The organism is Nocardia grenadensis NBRC 108939 (assembly GCF_001613445.1).
Classification (GTDB): domain Bacteria; phylum Actinomycetota; class Actinomycetes; order Mycobacteriales; family Mycobacteriaceae; genus Nocardia; species Nocardia grenadensis.
Genome location: NZ_BDCJ01000013.1, coordinates 1 through 19,504, shown reverse-complemented (window position 1 = coordinate 19,504; position 19,504 = coordinate 1). Strand labels below are relative to the sequence as shown.

17 protein-coding genes and 1 tRNA gene are annotated in these 19,504 nt (G+C 68.1%); 13 read left to right on the top strand and 5 right to left on the bottom strand.

Annotated elements, in window-relative coordinates:
• Window positions 1-252 precede the first annotated feature (252 nt).
• From NGR01S_RS16110 to NGR01S_RS16080, 7 genes are all read left to right on the top strand, one after another.
• Window positions 253-1,083: a serine hydrolase domain-containing protein gene (locus NGR01S_RS16110; RefSeq protein WP_063037608.1), complete on the top strand. Its 831-nt coding sequence runs from the start codon at window positions 253-255 to the stop codon at window positions 1,081-1,083.
• A 95-nt stretch (window positions 1,084-1,178) separates the two neighbouring features.
• On the top strand, window positions 1,179-1,712 hold the full coding sequence (locus tag NGR01S_RS16105) for a DUF3145 domain-containing protein (protein WP_063037948.1): 534 nt from the start codon (window positions 1,179-1,181) through the stop codon (window positions 1,710-1,712).
• Between the two features lie 134 nt (window positions 1,713-1,846).
• Window positions 1,847-2,596 (top strand): SDR family oxidoreductase, encoded by a 750-nt coding sequence (locus tag NGR01S_RS16100; protein ID WP_063037606.1) that lies wholly within the window; start codon window positions 1,847-1,849, stop codon window positions 2,594-2,596.
• Between the two features lie 75 nt (window positions 2,597-2,671).
• Complete coding sequence (locus tag NGR01S_RS16095) at window positions 2,672-3,289, top strand: TetR/AcrR family transcriptional regulator (protein WP_063037604.1); 618 nt, start codon at window positions 2,672-2,674, stop codon at window positions 3,287-3,289.
• A 76-nt stretch (window positions 3,290-3,365) separates the two neighbouring features.
• A complete protein-coding gene (locus NGR01S_RS31970) occupies window positions 3,366-3,668 on the top strand; it encodes an MFS transporter (protein WP_218020776.1) in 303 nt (100 codons plus the stop codon).
• A complete protein-coding gene (locus NGR01S_RS16090) occupies window positions 3,668-4,600 on the top strand; it encodes an MFS transporter (RefSeq protein WP_218020775.1) in 933 nt (310 codons plus the stop codon). Before NGR01S_RS31970 ends, NGR01S_RS16090 begins: the two co-directional genes overlap by 1 nt.
• 509 nt (window positions 4,601-5,109) lie before the next feature.
• Window positions 5,110-7,890 (top strand): P-loop NTPase fold protein, encoded by a 2,781-nt coding sequence (locus tag NGR01S_RS16080; RefSeq protein ID WP_063037600.1) that lies wholly within the window; start codon window positions 5,110-5,112, stop codon window positions 7,888-7,890.
• A gap of 180 nt (window positions 7,891-8,070) precedes the next feature.
• Here the strand turns inward: NGR01S_RS16080 and NGR01S_RS16075 are convergent, their stop codons facing one another.
• From NGR01S_RS16075 to NGR01S_RS16055, 5 genes are all read right to left on the bottom strand, one after another.
• Complete coding sequence (locus NGR01S_RS16075) at window positions 8,071-8,349, bottom strand: hypothetical protein (protein ID WP_157107287.1); 279 nt, start codon at window positions 8,347-8,349, stop codon at window positions 8,071-8,073.
• Between the two features lie 307 nt (window positions 8,350-8,656).
• Window positions 8,657-8,731, bottom strand: a tRNA-Val gene (locus NGR01S_RS16070).
• Window positions 8,732-8,762: 31 nt separating this feature from the next.
• On the bottom strand, window positions 8,763-9,227 hold the full coding sequence (locus NGR01S_RS16065; RefSeq protein ID WP_063037596.1) for a peroxiredoxin: 465 nt from the start codon (window positions 9,225-9,227) through the stop codon (window positions 8,763-8,765).
• Between the two features lie 67 nt (window positions 9,228-9,294).
• Window positions 9,295-9,717: a DUF3052 domain-containing protein gene (locus NGR01S_RS16060; RefSeq protein ID WP_063037586.1), complete on the bottom strand. Its 423-nt coding sequence runs from the start codon at window positions 9,715-9,717 to the stop codon at window positions 9,295-9,297.
• A 129-nt stretch (window positions 9,718-9,846) separates the two neighbouring features.
• Window positions 9,847-10,401 (bottom strand): Rv2240c family protein, encoded by a 555-nt coding sequence (locus tag NGR01S_RS16055; protein WP_030524043.1) that lies wholly within the window; start codon window positions 10,399-10,401, stop codon window positions 9,847-9,849.
• A 243-nt stretch (window positions 10,402-10,644) separates the two neighbouring features.
• Here NGR01S_RS16055 and aceE point away from each other — a divergent pair, with 243 nt between their 5' ends.
• The 6 genes from aceE (at window position 10,645) to NGR01S_RS16025 (ending at window position 19,093) form a co-directional block, all read left to right on the top strand.
• Complete coding sequence (aceE, locus tag NGR01S_RS16050) at window positions 10,645-13,455, top strand: pyruvate dehydrogenase (acetyl-transferring), homodimeric type (protein WP_218020785.1); 2,811 nt, start codon at window positions 10,645-10,647, stop codon at window positions 13,453-13,455.
• Window positions 13,456-13,465: 10 nt separating this feature from the next.
• A complete protein-coding gene (locus tag NGR01S_RS16045) occupies window positions 13,466-14,800 on the top strand; it encodes a PucR family transcriptional regulator (RefSeq protein WP_063037946.1) in 1,335 nt (444 codons plus the stop codon).
• A 128-nt stretch (window positions 14,801-14,928) separates the two neighbouring features.
• A complete protein-coding gene (locus NGR01S_RS16040) occupies window positions 14,929-15,843 on the top strand; it encodes an ACP S-malonyltransferase (protein WP_063037582.1) in 915 nt (304 codons plus the stop codon).
• A gap of 129 nt (window positions 15,844-15,972) precedes the next feature.
• Window positions 15,973-16,275 (top strand): meromycolate extension acyl carrier protein AcpM, encoded by a 303-nt coding sequence (gene acpM / locus NGR01S_RS16035; RefSeq protein WP_030524039.1) that lies wholly within the window; start codon window positions 15,973-15,975, stop codon window positions 16,273-16,275.
• A gap of 10 nt (window positions 16,276-16,285) precedes the next feature.
• Window positions 16,286-17,536, top strand: a complete 1,251-nt coding sequence (locus NGR01S_RS16030; RefSeq protein ID WP_063037580.1) for a KasA/KasB family beta-ketoacyl-ACP synthase — start codon at window positions 16,286-16,288, stop codon at window positions 17,534-17,536.
• A gap of 123 nt (window positions 17,537-17,659) precedes the next feature.
• Window positions 17,660-19,093 carry an acyl-CoA carboxylase subunit beta gene (locus NGR01S_RS16025; protein WP_063037578.1) on the top strand — a complete coding sequence of 478 codons (1,434 nt, stop codon included), beginning with the start codon at window positions 17,660-17,662 and terminating at the stop codon, window positions 19,091-19,093.
• Window positions 19,094-19,504 lie beyond the last annotated feature (411 nt).

Below are 19,504 nucleotides of genomic sequence, written 5' to 3'. Positions count from 1 at the left end.
CCGGCCCACCCGGCTCGCCCGCTGCGGCGCTCTGATTTCTGCATATCCGAGGTACCTCGCTCCCCGGCGCCGACGGTCACCGGGGCGGGCCGACGTGTGCGGCCCGTCGGCGCGTACCACCTGGTGATCTGCTCCGCCGCAGCGCATTTGCGGCACCCGGGCCGACCGTCGGCCCGCGGTGGCATCCCACTGCTCGCCGGCAACGGCTCGGCCGGGTTCCGCGGCCCCGGTTCCGTCTCGTAACCTCGGGGTGTGCGCGCACTCGAGCAGATCCAGGAATGGCCGGTCAGGCATGCCGCGGCGGGTGTGATCACCCGGGACGGGAGCTGGTCGGCCGGTGAGACGGACCGGGTCTACCGCCTGGCATCGGTCACCAAACCCCTGGCCGCCTACGCGGCGCTGGTCGCCGTGGAGGAGGGGGCGATCGAGCTCGATCAGACCGCCGGCCCGCCCGGCGCGACCGTCCGGCACCTGCTGGCACACACTTCCGGCGTGGCTTTCGACACCGCCGATATCCTGGCCCGCCCTGGTGCCAAACGGATCTATTCGAGCGCTGGTTTCGAACTGCTGGCCGACACGGTCGCCGAACACACCGGTATCCCTTTCCCGGAGTACCTGCGCGAGGGCGTCTTCGAACCGCTGGGCATGGTCGATTCGGAGTTGACCGGTTCGGCCGGGCACGGCGCGAATTCGACTCTCGCCGACCTGTTGCGTTTCGCTGCCGAACTTCTCCAACCGCGCCTCATCTCGGCGCAGACCCTCGCCGAGGCGACCAGCGTCCAGTTCCCGGGCAGCGACGGTGTGCTGCCGGGCTTCGGCTCGCAGCGGCCCAACGACTGGGGCCTGGGCTTCGAGATCAAGGACGGGAAGTCGCCGCACTGGACCGGTAGCACCAATTCGCCCGAGACCTTCGGTCATTTCGGGCAGTCCGGAACGTTCCTGTGGGTGGACCCGCGCCCCGGTGTGGCGTGTGTGGCCTTGAGCGACGAGAATTTCGGTGACTGGTCGCGCGAAGTATGGCCTCCGTTCAGTGATTCGGTCATTGCGGAGTCAACACTTGCCCGCAACACGGCAGGCAAGTAACACGTGTAACACCGGGCACTCGAGTACACTCGGGCAACGCCTTTTCGACGGACCCGTTGGGGAAGACGAGCACGTCGAAACCGGAGGTGTACGTGGTGCGCGGATCGTCCCGATACGCGGAAGCAACGGCGGGTGTGGTGTACATCCACTCGTCGCCCGCCGCGCTGTGCCCGCATATCGAATGGGCGCTCGCGGCCGCTCTCGGCGCTCCGGCCGCCCTGCGCTGGACGGCGCAGCCCGCCGCCCCCGGCCAACTCCGGGCAATGACCGAATGGTTCGGCCCCGCCGGTACCGCATCCCGTATCGCGCAGTCGCTGCGTTCCTGGCCGGTCCTGCGTTTCGAGGTGACCGAGGATCCCAGTGAGGGAGTCGACGGGGAACGGTACAGTTTCGTGCCGTCGCTGGGCCTGTGGCACGGCTCCACCAGCGCCAACGGGGATGTGATGGTGGGGGAGATGCGCCTGCGGGTCCTGTTGCAGGCCGACCGGGAACTGGGCCGGTACACCGGGTTCGATCTGGCCGGCGAACTGGACCGGGTGCTGGGGACGGCCTGGGATGAGGAGTTGGAGGTCTACCGGACCGGCAGTGAGGGCGCCGAGGTCACCTGGCTGCGTCGCGACGTGGGCTGACCGGCGCGCTTGCCGGAGGCCACGCTCGTGGGTATCGTGCGGCGCCCACCGATCGCCCGCGCGCGGATACCGCTCGCCCGGCCCTCGGCACGTACTGTGAGGCAGGCGTATCGGCTGTTCCGAGGAGGCGGCGGGTGGATCGAGGGACGATCGTGGTGACCGGCGGCAGCCGTGGTATCGGCGCGGCCGCGGCGCGTCGGCTCGCGCGTGACGGCTACGCCGTCCACCTCACCTACCGCACTCGGGCCGCGACCGCCGACGAGGTGGTGCGCACTATCCGCGGGGCGGGTGGCCGGGCCCGGGCGACCCGCGTCGATCTGGGCATCCCTGCCGATATCGACGCGTTGTTCGCCGCCGTCGACGCCGATCGGGTGCCGCTCGTCGGCTTGGTGAACAATGCCGGGATGCTCGAAACCCAATGTCGGGTGGAGCATCTCGACGCGGACCGGTTACAGCGGATGATGGCGGCCGATGTCATCGGTCCGATGCTGTGCGCCGCTGCGGCCGTGCGGCGGATGTCGCACCGGCACGGCGGCGCCGGGGGTGCGATCGTGAACGTCTCCTCGGTCGCCGCCCGGCTCGGCGCACCGGGCGAATACGTCGACTACGCCGCCGCCAAGGGCGCCCTGGACGCTTTCACCCGTGGCCTGGCCGCCGAGGTCGCGGGCGAGGGAATCCGCGTCAACGCCGTCCGCCCCGGTTATATCCACACCGATATCCACGCCCTCGGCGGCGACCCCGACCGGGTGGACCGGCTCGCGCCCGGGTTGCCGATGGGTCGCGGCGGCCGTCCCGATGAGGTCGCCGAAGCCATTGCCTGGCTGATCTCCGATGCCGCCTCCTATGCGACGGGCAGCTTCCTCGACCTCGCGGGCGGCCGCTGATGCGGGTGCCGGTTGTGGAGGCCGCGCCGACCCGGGTTATGGACAGTTCGTTACATAATACGTTAGGGTCGGCGCATGGCCAGACCCCGCAGCTTCGAACACGAGAAGGTGCTCGCGGCCGCCATGGGTCAGTTTCAGCGCGCCGGGCTGCACGCCACCAGTGCGGAGGATCTCTGCCGGGCGACGGGGCTGGGGCGCAGCAGTCTGTACAACACCTTCGGTAGCAAGGACGAACTCTTCGCGCAGTGCCTCGATGCCTATCTGGAGAGCAACCTGACCCGCGCGCAGGAGATCGTCGGTGACGGTTCGCTCGGCACCGTCGAACGTATCGAGGTGCTGTTGCGCCGGGTCGCGGCCGAGGAGGCCGAACGGGCCGAGTCCGGGTCGCCGCGGGGTTGCCTGGCGGTGAACACGGTGGCCGAACTGGCCGACGATCCCGTGCACGAGAAGAGCGTCGAGCGGATCGGCCGGGATACTGCCGCCCGCTTGGACTTGTTGAGCGCCGTCCTGCGGGCGGGGCAGGCCGCCGGAGAGGTCACGACAAGCGTTTCCGCCGAAGGGCTCGCCGCTTTCGTGAACTCGGCGGTCGCGGGCCTGCGCATCTCCTCGCAGGGCCGGGTCGCGGCCCCGTGGTCCGGGGAGATCGTCACGGCCACACTGCGCGCGCTGCGCCCGGATCCGGCGAACGACTGAACCGCTGATGAGTCGATCGACGCCCTTTCGCGCCCGCATTGTGTACTGATCATTACAGAATTTAGGAGAACTTCCCGTGCCACCGACTCACCCCGCCGCACGTACCGCCGCCGTCTACGTCCTGGCCGCGGGCATTTTCGCCATGGTGACCAGCGAATTCGCGGTCGCCGGACTGATGCCGCAGCTGGCCGAGAGCTTGCGCACCGGTATCGACCGAATCGGCTACCTGGTCACGGTTTTCGCCGCCGCCATGGCGCTCGGCGGACCGGTACTCGTCGCCGCGCTACTGCGGCTCTCCCCGAAACCCGCGCTCATGATCGTGTTCGCGATCTTCTTCGCCGGAATTTCTCGGCGGCCCTGGCTTCCTCGTACCCGGTGATGGTGGTCGCCCGGATCGTCACCGGTGTCGCCGCCCAGGCGTTCTTCGGTCTCGCGATATCGCTGTGCATGCGGCTCGTCGACGAACGGTTCCGGGGACGCGCGATATCGGTGGCCATGAGCGGACTCATGCTGGGCACCCTGCTCGGACTGCCGCTGGCCACCTTCATCGGCGGCCGTCTCGGCTGGCAGGCGGCCTTCTGGACGGTGGCGGTGCTCACCGCGTTCGCCGCAGCGCTGACTCTGGCTTTCGTCCGCGACCCCGGCCGGCCGGTCCCCGAGGACGGCTCGGCCGTCGCGTCACCGGCCGCCGAGCTCCGTGCTTTCCGCCGCCCCCAGTTGCTGCTCGCTCTCGTCTCCAGCACGCTGATCATCGGCGCGACCTTCTCCGTCTTCAGCTTTCTCACCCCGGTACTCACCCGGCTCAGCGGATTCGCCGACAGTTCGGTGCCCCTGCTGCTCTTGGCCTATGGTGCCGCGACGGTGGCGGGCAATGCCGTCGTGGGGCGCTTCGCGGATCGCCACACCGTCGCCACGCTGCTGATCGGCACTCTGCTCAATATCGTGTTCCTCACCGGCTTCGCCGTCTACACCGGCTCCAAGCCCGCGGCAGTGGTGTTCATGCTCGGGATCGGACTCGTCGGCGTGACGATGAATCCGGCCATGGCCGTGCGGGTACAGCGCGCGGGCGGCACCGGGGTCTTGGTGAACACGGTGCACACCTCCTTCATCACGCTCGGCGTGATCCTCGGTTCGGCCATCGGTTCGAGCCTGCTGCCCGGCCACGGACTCCGGGCGCCGCTGATCCTCGCAATCGTGCTCGCCGTCCTCGCGGTCGCCGCCATCCTGCCGGCCCTGCGCTCCCCGTACCTGCGTCACGGCGGCGCGCCCTTGCCGGCCGCGCGGGAGGCGGACAGATACGTGCACGTGTGAGTGTTCGGTGGCGTCACAGTTTCTTCGCCCCGTACCACTGAGTCCCTCGCATCAGGTCCTCGCCGAGCTTCGGGTTGTCACCGGCCAGTGCGAGCAACTCCTGGGGCGAGAGGAACTCGGCCCTCGGTCCGGCTGAAACGCGCTTTGATGTCTTTCAGCAGCGCTGTGTCGGACGTACTCGGGTGTCTTGCGGGGTCGGTAATCAAACTGTCGATCCGGGCTCGGATGTTCGCGGCCGATTCGGCGAGATTGCGCGGGTCGAGATCCCAGCCGTAGCCGGCCTTCGCCCACGCCACCCCGCCGTCGTCCAGCCCGGTCTCCACGGTGATCCGGTCGACACCCTGCCGCCGGAAACAGGTCTCGGTGGACGCGGAGAACGCGGTGGAGAATCCCCGGCCCCGGAAACCCTCCTCGCTGCCCCGGCTACGCCGGTCCGCTTCTCGGAGTCCTTCTCGCGTGCACGGATGGCATACTCGGCACCGCGTGAACGCGACCGGGGGAGATGAAGAATGACAGCATCGGACGCCGTCGACATCACCGAACTCGGTGTGATCGGCGCGACGCGGTTCTCGTTGGCTTTGACGAATCGCCCGTGGGAACTCGATATCGATACGATCGCGGTGTCGGTGGGAGCCGGGGTCGGCTCGCTCGGGAGTGCGTTACGTGAGGCATATCCGGACGCGGCCTGGAATTCGATCCGATACGAGCTGATCGACGCCCGCCGTCCACGATTCTTCGCGCTCTCGTCCACGAGGCCGGAACAGGCGCTCCTCGTCAACCCGCGCGAGTCCGGCGGTGACGAGAGCGCGTTGTCGGACGACGTCCTCCGGCTGGCCGTCCAGGAAGCCATCCGGACCGCGGTCGGCGGCGGTACCCGGGTTCTCGGCCTGCCACTGTTCACGGCCGGGATCCTGAACCGGCCCGAGACAGAGGTCGCGGCGGTGGTGGTCGCCGCCGCAGTGGAATCCGCGTGGGATCCGCCCGGGCAGCGATTGGACGGTGTCGTCTTCTTCTGCCGTGAGCGGAGCGAGGTGGCGGCCATCGCGGCGGAATTCGCCCGATCGGTACCCGACCTGTCCGGTGGCCTGGCCGGTAGCCTGTCCGCCGATCTGGTCGATCCGAATATCGGGATCCCGCTGGACCGTGACCAACTCGGCGTCGCACCATATGTGTCCATGCTGGCCACAGTGATCGCCGACCGTGCGACACCACTGCCGCTGTCGGTCGGCGTCTTCGGGGCGTGGGGTTCGGGCAAAAGCTATTTCATGGCGATGCTGCGGGACCGGATCGATGGACTGGCCGGAACCGGCGAACGGTACTGCACCGAGATAGTGCAGATCGGTTTCAATGCGTGGCATTACACGGACAGCAATCTGTGGGCCAGCCTCGGGGACGAGATCTTCCGGCAGCTCGCCGGCGCCGAGCCTGGTTCGCGGGAGCGGGCGGAGCGGATCCGCCGGGAGCTCGCCCACCGGGTCGACCAGCGCAGACAGCTCGAGATCGCCACCCGGGAGGCGGGCGATACCGCGGCGGCACTGCGCGCGGAGATCGACGAGGCCACGGCGACCCGTGAGACGACCGCCGGCGACCTCCTGGTGGCGCTGCGCAACTCCGAGTCGTTCCGGGGCCGCGTCGACGGCCTGTGGCGCCGGCTCGGCATCACCGACGAGGCCGCCCGGGCCAGATTGCTGGCCGAGGAGATGCACGGCACCCTGACCGAAGCCGAGGCGCTGCGGCGGGTCCCGGCCGATCGGCGCGGCCGGATCGCGCTGGCGGTGGCGGCCGTCCTGTTGCTCACCGGCCTGCTGGCCGCGGTTCTCGCGCCCGGCCTGCGGGACTGGCTGACCGGGGCCGTCGCGCTCTTCGGTGCGTGCGCCGGCACCGGGGTCGCGCTGCTCATCCGGGCGCGCGCCGGATTGCAGACACTGCGGGAAATCGCCGGGGAACTGCACACCGGTATGCGCGGCGCGGCCGACGCGGCGGTGGCCGAACAGATGTCGGACACGCTGGACCGGCTACGGGCCGCCGAGGCGCGACAGCAGGTGGCGCAGGCGCAATTGGACGAGGTCGTCACCCAGGTGGGCGAACTCGGCCGGCAACTCGCCCAGCTCGCGCCGGGGCGGCGCCTGCACGGTTTCATCGCCGACCGGGCGCGCAGTGACGACTACTCGGGCAGTCTCGGGCTGGTCTCCACAGTCCGCAAGGATTTCGAACAGCTCGTCGAACTGATGGTGGAATGGCGGGCGAGCGACCAGGAATGGGACCGGTCCCGGCGGCCGGTCGACCGGATCGTCCTCTATATCGACGATCTGGACCGGTGCCGGCCGGCGCAGGTGGTCGAGGTATTGCAGGCGGTACACCTGCTGCTGGCCTTCGAACTGTTCGTGGTCGTGGTCGGTGTGGACCCGCGGTGGTTGCTGCGCTCGCTGCGCAGCAGCTACTCCGATCTGCTGGCGATGGACGCCGATGACGACCCGGACGCGTTCGGACGCACCCCGGAGGACTACCTGGAGAAAATCCTCAATATCCCGCTCGTCCTACCAGCGATGTCGTCGCACGGCCTGGGCCGCCTGCTCCGCTCGATCAGTGGACCCGATCCCGTACCTGCCCCGACGGTGGAGCCGGTCGAGGACACGCCACCGCCCGTACCGGCGCCGCCGACGATCGAGCCCCGGACCGCTGGCGTGATCACAGTCGAACGCGGATCCGAGGTCGACCGGCAAGAACAGGACGGGCTCCGCACCCCGCCACCACGTCCGATGACCGAAGCCGAGATCGCCCTGCTCGCGGCATTGGACACACTGATCGAGACACCCCGCGAGGCGAAACGTCTCGTCAACCTGTACCGGATGGTCCGCGCCACTCGCGATCTGTCCGAGGCGTCCCGCTTCCTCGGATCCGACGGGCAGCCGGGCGAATACCAGGCCGTCATCCTTCTGCTGGGCCTGCTCACCGCCGGTACGCAACTGCTCGGCGTGGTCCTCGACGGACCGCCGCGGCCGGGGGACGGGGTAGACGGCGGACTCGCGCACCGACCACCCGGCACCCCGCTGCACCGGTTCGTCGCCGACCTGGAACCACGTCCCCGCGACGACGGATGGGCGAACCGTGTCGCCGGAACGCTGCCGCCGGGTCGGATTGGGCAATGGCACCGGCTGCACGGGGGGCTCGCGCGGATCGCGGGGGTCACCGACCTGACCGACCTCACCGAGTTGCAGCTGTGGTTGCCGCGGGTGCGGCGTTTCTCCTATGTGCTGCCCGCCGTGGGCGGCCGGGGCGTCGCGCCGTAGTTGCGTGTGGACCGGCCGGGGAAGCAGTGGCAGACCTGATGGTAGGGCCGAACCTGCCCCAGCCCGGACGAATCGGATATCCGCCGTGCGCCACCGGCAGTGCTCACGTCAGGGCCGGAAGACAGCGAGTGCCGTGCTGGCGACACAGCGGACGCCAGTTCCCGGAATTGCCCCTACTGCTCAGTGCGGCACATCGTCGACACCGTCCGCCGCCCGCCGCCACTTCGCGGCCCACTCGGCCCGGCGGTGTTCGGGCGGAAGCGCGTCGACGGCGGCCCGGACTTCTTCCCGCGCCCGCTCGGCTTGTCCCAGCGCGCGCAGCACTCGGGAGCGCTGAGGGCCGTAGAACCCCGGGGTGTACCAGTACCCGGCGTCGGGCTTCTGTTCGTCCTCGGCCGATGCCGCGGCCCTGTCGGCGAGCGCAAGGACCCGCTGCGCTTCGCGGTTCTCTCGGGTCACGGCGTGGAGACGAGCCCGCTGGAAAAGCGTCATCCGCTTCGTCGGCGAAATACTTCTTGCTCCGTGGTGAAAGACCGCTCGGTTACGGATCGTGGTCCAGACGGAGACCGGAAGCGCCGGGTGGAGAGCCGACGCAGTACGTGGACGGTTGGATCGTTCGGACCGACGTGAGGGTCCTGCGCCCTCGGCCCTGAGCGTTGGTTCGGCTGAGAGGGAGGCGACCACGTGGCGGTTCCGAAGAGATCGACGCAGATTTGCGCATGCGAGTGGCCCGGCTGAATCGAGGGTCGATCCGCAAGGGCGGTAATGGTGGGCGCAGAGGGGTTCGAACCCCCGACCGCTGGTGTGTAAAACCAGAGCTCTACCGCTGAGCTATACGCCCGGACCCCCGGACAGTGTCCGAGGGGAACGGTCTATGAATCTAGCGCGGCGAGCGCTTTCTCCCAAGCCGCCTGGTCACGGGGCTCTCCGGGGCCGTTCATCTCCGCGAATCGGATGATTCCCTCGCGGTCGACGACGAAGGTGCCGCGGTTGGCGAAACCCGTCACGTCGTTGAAGACGCCGTACTGCTGGGCCACTGCGCCGTGCGGCCAGAAGTCCGACAGCAGCGGGAAGACGTAGCCCTGTTCGGCCGCCCAGATCTTGTGGGTGGGCGGCGGGCCGACGGAGATCGCGAGGATCTCGGTGTTGTCGTTCTGGAACCGCGGCAGTTCGTCGCGGACCTTGCACAGCTCGCCCTGGCAGATGCCGGTGAAGGCGAGTGGGTAGAACACGATCAGGACGTTCTTCTCGCCGCGGTAGTCCGCCAGCGAGACTTCCTGATTGTTCTGGTCCTTGAGGGTGAATTCCGGCGCCTGGGCACCGACCTCTATGGGCATGAGGGTCCTCCGAATCTCGGGTGCGCGCACCCCGGCCCATGGGGTGCGCGGAACAGTTGTGGGCGGCTCAGCGCTGCTTGGTGGGGGCCTTGGGCTGCACCAGCCGGCTGGCGGACCATTCACCGAGTTTGATGGCGGAGGTCTGGGTGAGCCCCGCGGTGGGTGCGGCCTCGGCGATCTCACTGGGATCGACATGGCCGGCATTACCGGTCTTGGGGGTGAGCACCCAGATGAAGCCGTCGTCGGCGAGTGGGCCGATCGCCTCCATCAGCTCGTCGACCAGGTCACCGTCGCCGTCCCGCCACCACAGCAGGACGACATCGATGACCTCGTCGGAGTCCTCGTCCAGCAGTTCACTACCGGAGGTCTCCTCGACGTCGGCCCGGAGGTCGTCGTTGGTGTCCTCGTCCCAGCCCAGCTCCTGGACAACCATGCCGTGGGTGATGCCAAGCTTCTGAGCGAAATTCTGATCGTCCGCCGCGGCGACCACGGTGGCGTCCTCCTCAACTCCCGACTACAGATATCTGCAAGCGAACATGGTTATCGGCCCTAACGCAAGCCGATCGGGTGGATCGAATTTTCTATGTCGTCCGAAACCGCTGGTGACGGGCGATCCGGGTTACTTGGGGCAGGCATCGCGTACCGCGTTGCGCGCGTCGTTCACGCGCTTGCTGGCGTCGTTGAGCGGTCCGACGGGGGAGGTGTAGGTCATCTCCCGGGTGGCCTGGGCGAGGGCCCGGGCCGAGTCGACGTAGGCGACGAACTTCGTCCGCAATTCCTCGGGCAGCTGCGCGCCCGCGGTGTTCACTCCGCCCTCGACCTGTTTGGCGGCGTCCTCGAGCGCGGTGACGGCGCCGTCGCGTTTGGCGTCGTAGTCGGGGGCGTCGTTGTCGTGGGCGTCGACGAACTCGTTGTACTTGCTCACCCCGACCCCGGTGGTGCCGGGGAAGAGGGTGCAGTTGTCGGAGATGGCCTTGTCGCGGGCGGCCGCGATCTGGGACGAGGTGGCGGCGGCGGACGAGGACGAGGCGTATTCGCGATAGGAGGTCGCCTCGGCGGCGTTAGGTGTCGCGATACCTTCGACCTGCTGCGCGCAACCGGCCACGGCGGCGCCGGCGACCAGGGCCGTCGCGGCGCATACCAGCCCGAACCGGCGCGGGTCCAGCCCTTCCATCGTCCTCCCGACTCCTCGGTAACCGCAGTGAGACGTGCCTGTCGAACGGTACTGGATCGGCGGCTGACATGATGATGTGGGACGTGCCACGCGAGTGCGTGGGTACGCCCGGAAAAGTCGTCACGAGTGATCCGCACACCAGCGGGCCACTCGGGGTCACCGCAGCCATCAGCTCGACCACCCCCTGTACGAGGAGCAGTTTTGACCGATCTGATCCACTCTGGCGTCCCGGCGGAATCCGCTGTGCCGGGTTCCGCTCCCACCCCTCGCGACGCCCACGGTGCGCCCGCCGGTGGCCGAGTCCGTGTGATTCGTGAAGGAGTGGCGTCTTACCTACCGGATATAGATCCGGAGGAAACCAGCGAATGGCTCGAGTCGTTCGACGAGATGCTCGAGCGCGAAGGTCCCGGCCGGGCCCGCTACCTGATGCTCCGGATGCTCGAACGCGCCGGTGAGCGGCGGGTCTCCATTCCTTCGCTGACGTCCACCGATTACGTCAACACCATCCCGACCGAGAACGAGCCCTGGTTCCCCGGCGACGAGGAGACCGAGCGGCGCTTCCGGGCCTGGATCCGCTGGAACGCGGCGATCATGGTGCACCGCGCGCAGCGTCCGGGTATCGGCGTCGGCGGGCATATCTCCACCTACGCGTCCTCGGCGGCGCTCTACGAGGTCGGGTTCAACCATTTCTTCCGCGGCAAGGACCATCCCGGCGGCGGCGATTCCATCTTCATCCAGGGTCACGCCTCGCCCGGTATCTACGCCCGCGCCTTCCTCGAGGGCCGGTTGAGCACCGATCAGCTCGACGGCTTCCGCCAGGAGTACAGCCACGGCGGCCTGGGCAAGGGCCTGCCGTCGTATCCGCATCCGCGGCTGCTGAGCGATTTCTGGGAATTCCCGACGGTGTCGATGGGCCTGGGCCCGATGAACGCCATCTACCAGGCCCGGTTCAACCACTACCTGCACGATCGCGGGATCAAGGACACCTCCGAGCAGCATGTGTGGGCGTTCCTCGGCGACGGCGAGATGGACGAACCGGAATCGCGCGGTCTCGCCCATGTGGCGGCCATGGAGGGTCTGGACAATCTGACCTTCGTGGTGAACTGCAACCTGCAGCGCCTCGACGGCCCGGTCCGCGGTAACGGCAAGATCATCCAGGAACTGGAGTCGTTCTTCCGTGGCGCCGGCTGGAATGTCATCAAGGTGATCTGGGGCCGGGAGTGGGACGCGCTGCTGGGCGCCGACCGCGACGGTGCGCTGGTGAACCTGATGAACAGCACGCCCGACGGCGACTACCAGACCTACAAGGCCAACGACGGTGCCTACGTCCGCGACCATTTCTTCGGCCGCGACCCGCGCACCAAGGCGCTGGTGCAGGATCTGTCGGATCAGGAGATCTGGAACCTCAAGCGCGGCGGTCACGACTACCGCAAGGTGTACGCGGCCTACGCGGCGGCGCTGGCGCACAAGGGCCAGCCGACGGTGATCCTGGCCAAGACCATCAAGGGCTACACCCTCGGCAAGCATTTCGAGGGCCGCAATGCGACCCACCAGATGAAGAAGCTGACCCTGCAAGACCTCAAGGACTTCCGCGACCTGCAGCGGATCCCGATCAGCGATGCCGAGCTGGAGAAGGACCCGTACCTGCCCCCGTACTACCACCCGGGCCCGGAGACCAAGGAGATCCAGTACATGCTGGATCGCCGCAAGGCCCTGGGCGGGTTCCTGCCGGAGCGGCGTACGAATATCGCACCGCTGAAACTGCCCGGCGACGAGGCGTACAAATCGGTGCGCAAGGGTTCGGGTAAGCAGAACGTGGCCACCACCATGGCGCTGGTGCGGCTGATGAAGGAACTGCTGCGCGACCCCGAGATCGGCAAGCGCATCGTGCCGATCATCCCGGACGAGGCCCGCACCTTCGGTATGGACTCGTGGTTCCCGTCGCTGAAGATCTACAACCGCAACGGCCAGCTCTACACCTCGGTCGACGCGGAACTGATGCTCGCCTACAAGGAGAGCACGGTCGGGCAGATCCTGCACGAGGGCATCAACGAGGCCGGTTCCACCGCGTCGTTCACCGCGGTCGGTACCTCCTACGCCACCCACGGCGAGCCGATGATCCCGCTCTACATCTTCTATTCGATGTTCGGGTTCCAGCGCACCGGTGACGGGCTGTGGGCCGCGGCCGATCAGCTCGCCCGCGGTTTCGTCCTCGGCGCGACGGCCGGCCGGACCACCCTGACCGGTGAGGGTCTGCAGCACAACGACGGCCATTCGCTGCTGCTGGCGGCCACCAACCCCGCGGTCGTCTCCTACGATCCGGCGTTCTCCTTCGAGATCGCCCATATCGTGCGCGACGGCCTGCGCCGGATGTACGGCGGTACGCCGGGCGTGGACGGGTTCGGTGGAGAGAACATTTTCTACTACCTCACCCTGTACAACGAGCCCTACCAGCAGCCAGCCGAGCCCGAGAATCTCGACGTCGACGGTCTGCTCAAGGGGATCTACCTGTACAAGAAGGGTGGCGCGGGTGATGTCCGGGCGCAGATCCTGGTCTCCGGTGTCACCGTGCCCGACGGCCTGCGCGCCCAGCAGCTGCTGGCCGATCACTGGGGTGTGGCCGCCGACGTCTGGTCGGTGACCTCCTGGGGCCAGCTGCGCCGGGAGGCCCTCGAACTCGAGATCGAGGCGCTGCACCACCCGGGTGAGGACGCGGGGCAGCCCTACGTGGCACGGGCGCTGGCCGAGGCACAGGGTCCGTTCGTGGCCGCCACGGACTGGATGCGCGCGGTACCGGATCAGATCCGTAAATGGGTCCCGGGCGACTACACCACGCTCGGTACCGACGGATTCGGGTTCTCCGACACCCGGCCCGCCGCACGCCGGGTCTTCAATGTCGACGCGGAATCCATCGTGGTCGCCGCCCTGGCGGGACTGGGCCGGATCGGCAGGCTGGATCCGGCGAAAGCCGCCGAGGCCGCCGCTCGGTATCGCATCGACGATGTGTCGGCGGCGCCCGAGTTCACCGCCGGCGGGGCCGGAGACGCGGAGTGACGGCGGTTCGATGATCGAACGCAGACCACCGCGTCCGCGCCGGGTCTCCGAGGGCTCCAGCGAGCACGAGGTGTACCTGCCGACCGGCGCGCTGTCGCCGAACCGGCAGAACCGTGATCCCTTGCCGGACACGCTGCTCAAACGCGTCAAGCAGTTCTCCGGGCGGCTGTCCACCGAAGCCGTTGGGTCGATGCAGGATCGGCTGCCGTTCTTCGCCGATCTGGACGCCGCGCAGCGTGCCGGCGTGCAGATGCTGGTGCAGACCGCGGTGGTCAACTTCCTGGAATGGCTCCAGGACCCGGATAGTGATATCCGGTTCAGTATGGATGCCTTCCAGGTCATTCCGCAGGATCTGGCGCGGCGGCTGACGCTGCGCCAGACCGTGGACATGGTCCGGGTCGCCATGGATTTCTTCGAACAGTGGCTGCCCGCGCTGGCGCGGAACGACCGGCAGTTGGTCGCGCTCACCGAGGCGGTTCTGCGATACGGGCGTGAGCTCGGTTTCGCGGCCGCCTCGGTGTACGCCAGCGCGGCCGAATCCCGGGGCGCCTGGGATACCCGGCTGGAAGCGCTGGTGGTGGACGCGGTGGTGCGCGGCGATACCGGTTCCGACATGCTCTCCCGGGCGGCCACCCTGAACTGGGACGCGACCGCCCCCGCGACGGTCCTGGTCGGTACGCCGCCGCGGGATCAGGGGGTGTCGGTGGTCGGCGCGGTGCACACCATCGCCGCCCGGCACGGCCGGGCGGCGCTGGCGGTGGTCCAGGGCTCCCGCCTGGTGATGGTGGTGAGCGGCCCGCTGGGCGACGCCCTGCGCAGCTCGCCGTTCATGGACGATCTGCTCACCGAGGCGTTCTCGGACGGCCCGGTGGTGATCGGGCCGACCACGCGCACCCTCGGCGCGGCGCACAGCAGCGCCCTGGAGGCGCTCGCCGGCATGGAGGCGGTGATCGGCTGGCGGGAGGCGCCGCGCCCGGTGCACGCCATGGAATTACTGCCCGAACGCGCGTTGCTCGGTGATCGAGCTGCGGTCGACGCGCTCGTCGAGTACCTTGTCCTACCGTTGGCCTCTGCCGGTTCCGCCCTGGCGGACACCCTGGATGCCTACCTGGATTGCGGTGGTGCGGTCGAGATGTGCGCGCGTCAACTGTACGTTCATCCAAATACTGTGCGTTATCGCCTGAAGCGGATCGGGGAAGTAACCGGTCGTGATCCGCTCAATCCGCGGGATGCGTATGTGTTACGAATCGCCGCCACCGTGGGTCGTTTGACACGAACACGTAACGAATCGTCATCACAAACCTCAGAGGACTCTTTTGTCCCATCGAACAAAGACGGGCTGTAACGCGAACCCCGATTCGGTCGATTCGGACACGCCACGCGGGCTTTTGTGGAGACCATACAAAACCTGTCCGAAAGCTTCATTCACGTCGACATCTCGCAAACGCCGTCTCACAGTGTTTTCTTAGGTACGTGATCGCGTTGTTCGCCCCTGGACAGGGCTCTCAGACACCCGGCATGCTCGCGCCCTGGCTCGACCTGCCAGGCGCTCGTGACCGCCTCGCACTGTGGTCGAAGGAATCCGGTCTGGATCTCATCCGGCTCGGGACCGAAGCGACCGCCGAAGAGATCACCGACACCGCCGTGACCCAGCCGCTCGTGGTGGCCGCCGCGCTGCTCGCCTTCGCCGAGATCGGCGATCAGCGGGTGCCGGCCGACACCATCGTGGCCGGACATTCGGTGGGCGAACTCGCCGCCGCGGCGGTCGCCGGCGTGATCTCCGCCGACCAAGCAGTTACGCTGGCAGCCATCCGCGGTACCGAGATGGCGAAGGCGTGCGCACTGGAACCGACCGGTATGTCCGCGGTGCTCGGTGGCGACGAGGCCACCGTGCTGGCGCGGCTCGACGAACTGGAACTGGTCCCGGCCAACCGCAACGCCACCGGTCAGATCGTGGCGGCGGGACGCCTGGACGCACTGGCCGAACTGGCCGCGAATCCGCCGGAGAAGGCCCGCGTGCGAGCGCTTCCCGTGGCGGGCGCGTTCCACACCGAGTTCATGGCTCCCGCCCAGCAGGCGGTAGCGGCGGCGATCGCCGAGATCACCCCGCACGAGCCGACTCGGCCCTTGCTGTCGAACGCCGACGGCAAGCCGGTCGAGTCCGGCGCGGACGCGGTGGCTAAGCTCGCCGCGCAGGTCACCCGGCCCGTCCGGTGGGACCTGTGTACCGAAACCGTCCGGCAGGCCGGTGTTTCGGCGGTGGCGGAGCTGCCACCGGCGGGAACCCTCGTCGGCATTGCCAAACGGGAACTCAAAGGCACCCTGAACCTGGCGCTGAAGACCCCGGAGGACCTCCCCGCGCTCGCCGAGCTCACGAGCTCCGGCTAGCTTGCCTACGGCCGTGTTTCCGACGAACCCTCGACGGGAGCACGGCACCGGGTCGACGTAACCGTGCGTCGTCTCGGCCCGAAGAAATATGTAGAGCCCTACCGAGAAAAACAAGAAGGGAGCCACGAAGTGGCCGCTCTGACCCAGGAACAAATCGTCGAGGAACTCGGCAAGATCATCGAAGAGGTTACGGGTATCGAACCCTCCGAGGTGACCGTCGAGAAGTCCTTCGTCGATGACCTGGACATCGACTCGCTGTCCATGGTCGAGATCGCGGTTCAGACCGAGGACAAGTACGGGGTCAAGATCCCGGACGAGGATCTGGCCAGCCTGAAGACCGTCGGCGACGCCGTCGCCTACATCCAGAAGCTCGAGGCGGAGAACGCGGACACCGCCGCCGAGCTCAAGGCCAAGTTCGACAACGCCGAGTAGGGCCGAAACCGTGACCACTCCTTCCACCTTGAACGGGAACTTCCCGAATGTCGTCGTCACGAGCCTGGCGGCGTCCACGTCGATCGCGGGTGACGTCGATGCGACGTGGAAGGGTCTCCTCAACGGCGAGAGCGGCATCGACGTTCTCGAGGATTCCTTCGTCGAGGAATACGACCTACCGGTCCGCATCGGCGGCCATCTGAAAGTTCGTCCCGACAGCCTGCTGAGCCGGGTCGAGATCCGCCGGATGGCCTACGTCGAGCAGCTCGCGACCGTGCTCGGCCGCGAGGTCTGGCGTAATGCGGGCAGCCCGGAAGTCGATCCGGATCGGCTGGGTGTGGCCATCGGCACTGGACTAGGTGGCGGTGACGCGCTCATCGATTCGGTCGACAAGCTGAAGAACGGCGGATATCGCAAGATCTCGCCGCTCGCTGTTCAGATGGTCATGCCGAACGGGCCGTCCGCCGTCGTCGGTCTCGAGCTGCAGGCCCGGGCAGGAGTGGTCACTCCGGTCTCGGCGTGTTCGTCGGGCTCGGAAGGTATCGCCAACGCGTGGCGCATGATCGTCATGGGTGATGCCGATATGGTCGTCACCGGCGGCGTCGAAGGTTTCATCGACGCCGTGCCGATCGCCGCGTTCACCATGATGCGTGCGATGAGCACCCGCAACGACGACCCGAAGGGTGCTTCGCGTCCCTTCGACTCCGACCGCGACGGCTTCGTCTTCGGCGAGGCCGGCGCGCTCATGGTCATCGAAACCGAGGAGCACGCCAAGGCGCGCGGTGCCACCATCCACGCCCGGCTGCTGGGCGCCGGTATCACCTCCGACGGTTTCCACCTGGTCGCGCCGGATCCCGAAGGCACGGGCGCCGCCCGCGCCATGACCCGGGCCATGCAGACCGCGGGTCTGTCCAAGCAGGACATCACCCATATCAACGCCCACGCCACCGCCACCCCCATCGGTGACACCGCCGAGGCGAAGGCGATCAACAAGGCCGTCGGCAACCACGCCTCGGTCTACGCGCCCAAATCGGCGCTCGGACATTCCATCGGCGCCGTCGGCGCACTGGAGTCCGTGCTCACCGTGCTGGCCATCCGGGACGGTATCGTGCCGCCCACCCTGAACCTGGAAAACCAGGATCCGGAGATCGACCTCGATGTGGTGAAGGGCGAAGCCCGCCGCCAGGAGATCGAGTACGCGATCAACAATTCGTTCGGTTTCGGTGGGCACAATGTCGCGCTCGCCTTCGGCCGGGCCTGACGGTCCGACCGAACTGTTCGACGACCCATAGACGGGGCCGCCGGGTTTCATCCGGGCGGCCCCGTCCGGGCTTCGACACCAAGTGGCCCGCGTCTCGGGCGCACATTTTCGAGGAGGAACGCGATGACGACTATCGCTCCGGCCCGCCATCAGGAAACTGCGACCGATCCGCGTGATCCCCTCGGGCGGCTCCAACGCTTCTTCGACCCCGGCACCGTGCTGCCGCTGCACGCGCGCGACAAGTCGGGTGTGCTCGCGGCCGTCGGTGAGGTCGACGGCGTCCGCACCGTCGCCTACTGCTCCGATGCCACCGTGATGGGTGGCGCCATGGGCGTGGAGGGCTGCCGGCATATCGTCGACGCCATCGACACCGCCATCGATTCCGGCGCACCGGTGGTGGGCCTGTGGCATTCCGGAGGCGCCCGGCTCGCCGAAGGTGTGGAGGCCCTGCACGCGGTCGGCCAGGTCTTCGAGGCCATGGTCCGCGCCTCCGGCCGGGTCCCCCAGATCTCGGTGGTACTCGGCTTCGCGGCCGGTGGCGCCGCCTACGGCCCCGCGCTCACCGATATCGTGATCATGGCCCCCGAAGGTCGCGTTTTCGTTACCGGCCCGGATGTGGTGCGCAGCGTCACCGGCGAACAGGTCGATATGGCCACCCTCGGCGGCCCGGAAACCCACGGCAAGAAATCCGGCGTCACCCATATCGTCGCCGACGACGAAGCCGACGCCGTGCACCGCGCCCGCCGCCTGGTCTCGATGTTCGCCGAACAGGGCGAATTCGACCTCGTCGCCGCCGAACACGGCAATATCGACCTGCAGGCCATGCTCCCGGCCTCGGCCAAACGCGCCTACGACGTCAAACCGCTGCTCCACGAACTGCTCGACAATGTCGACGGCGAATCCAGCTTCGAAGAACTCCAGGGCGGCTACGCCCGCTCCATGGTGACCGGCCTCGGCCGCCTGGCCGGCCGCACCGTCGGCGTTCTGGCCAACAACCCGCTGCGGCTCGGCGGCTGCCTGGACTCCAAGAGCGCCGAGAAAGCCGCCCGGTTCGTGCGCCTCTGCGATGCCTTCGGCATCCCGCTGGTCGTCATCACCGATGTCCCCGGCTACCTGCCCGGCGTCGGCCAGGAATGGGACGGTGTGGTCCGCCGCGGCGCCAAACTGCTGCACGCCTTCGCCGAAGCCCGGGTCCCGCGGGTCACGCTGGTCACCCGCAAGATCTACGGCGGCGCCTACATCGCCATGAACGCCCGCTCCCTCGGCGCCACCGCGGTCTACGCCTGGCCGGGCTCGGAGGTCGCGGTGATGGGCGCGAAAGCCGCGGTCGGGATCCTGCACAAGAAAGCCCTGGCCGCGGTGCCGGAAGAAGAGCGGGAAGCGCTGCACGAACGGCTCACCGCCGAACACGAGGCCATCGCCGGCGGGGTGGAGCGGGCGGTGTCGATCGGGGTGGTCGACGAGGTCATCGACCCGGCGCATACGCGCAGCAAGATCGCGGCCGCGCTGGCGGCGGCGCCTTGCCGGGCCAGCCACCACAAGAACATCCCGCTGTGATTTCGGCGACTCTTCCGGCACTGGGGGCGGATCCCGAGCCGGCGTAGGTGTGCGTGGTCGGTGCTCGCTGTTCACGTTCTGTATGCCGCACCGGGGCGTAGCGGGCTGATCGGCGAGGGCTCGGTGGGCTTGCCCGGTTCGTGAAGATGGAATTGCGGGCTTGCTCGTGAAGGTTCTGTGTTCTTGGCGGCGCCTTCGGCGTCGCGGGTTGCGGCCCCCTTGGTCTCGCCGTTTCGGCCTCGAGACTCGAGCCTTCGGCTCATGCGATGTGCGGTGGGCCGTCCATAGAGTGCGACCTTTGAGCACCTTCGGCCAAGGGGCGAGACGGGCCCTCAACCCTTCGAGGTGTCTCGTAAAACAGTGAGGATGGTGGCGGCCCCGCGGTTGGCTTGTCCTGACCCGTCGTAAAAC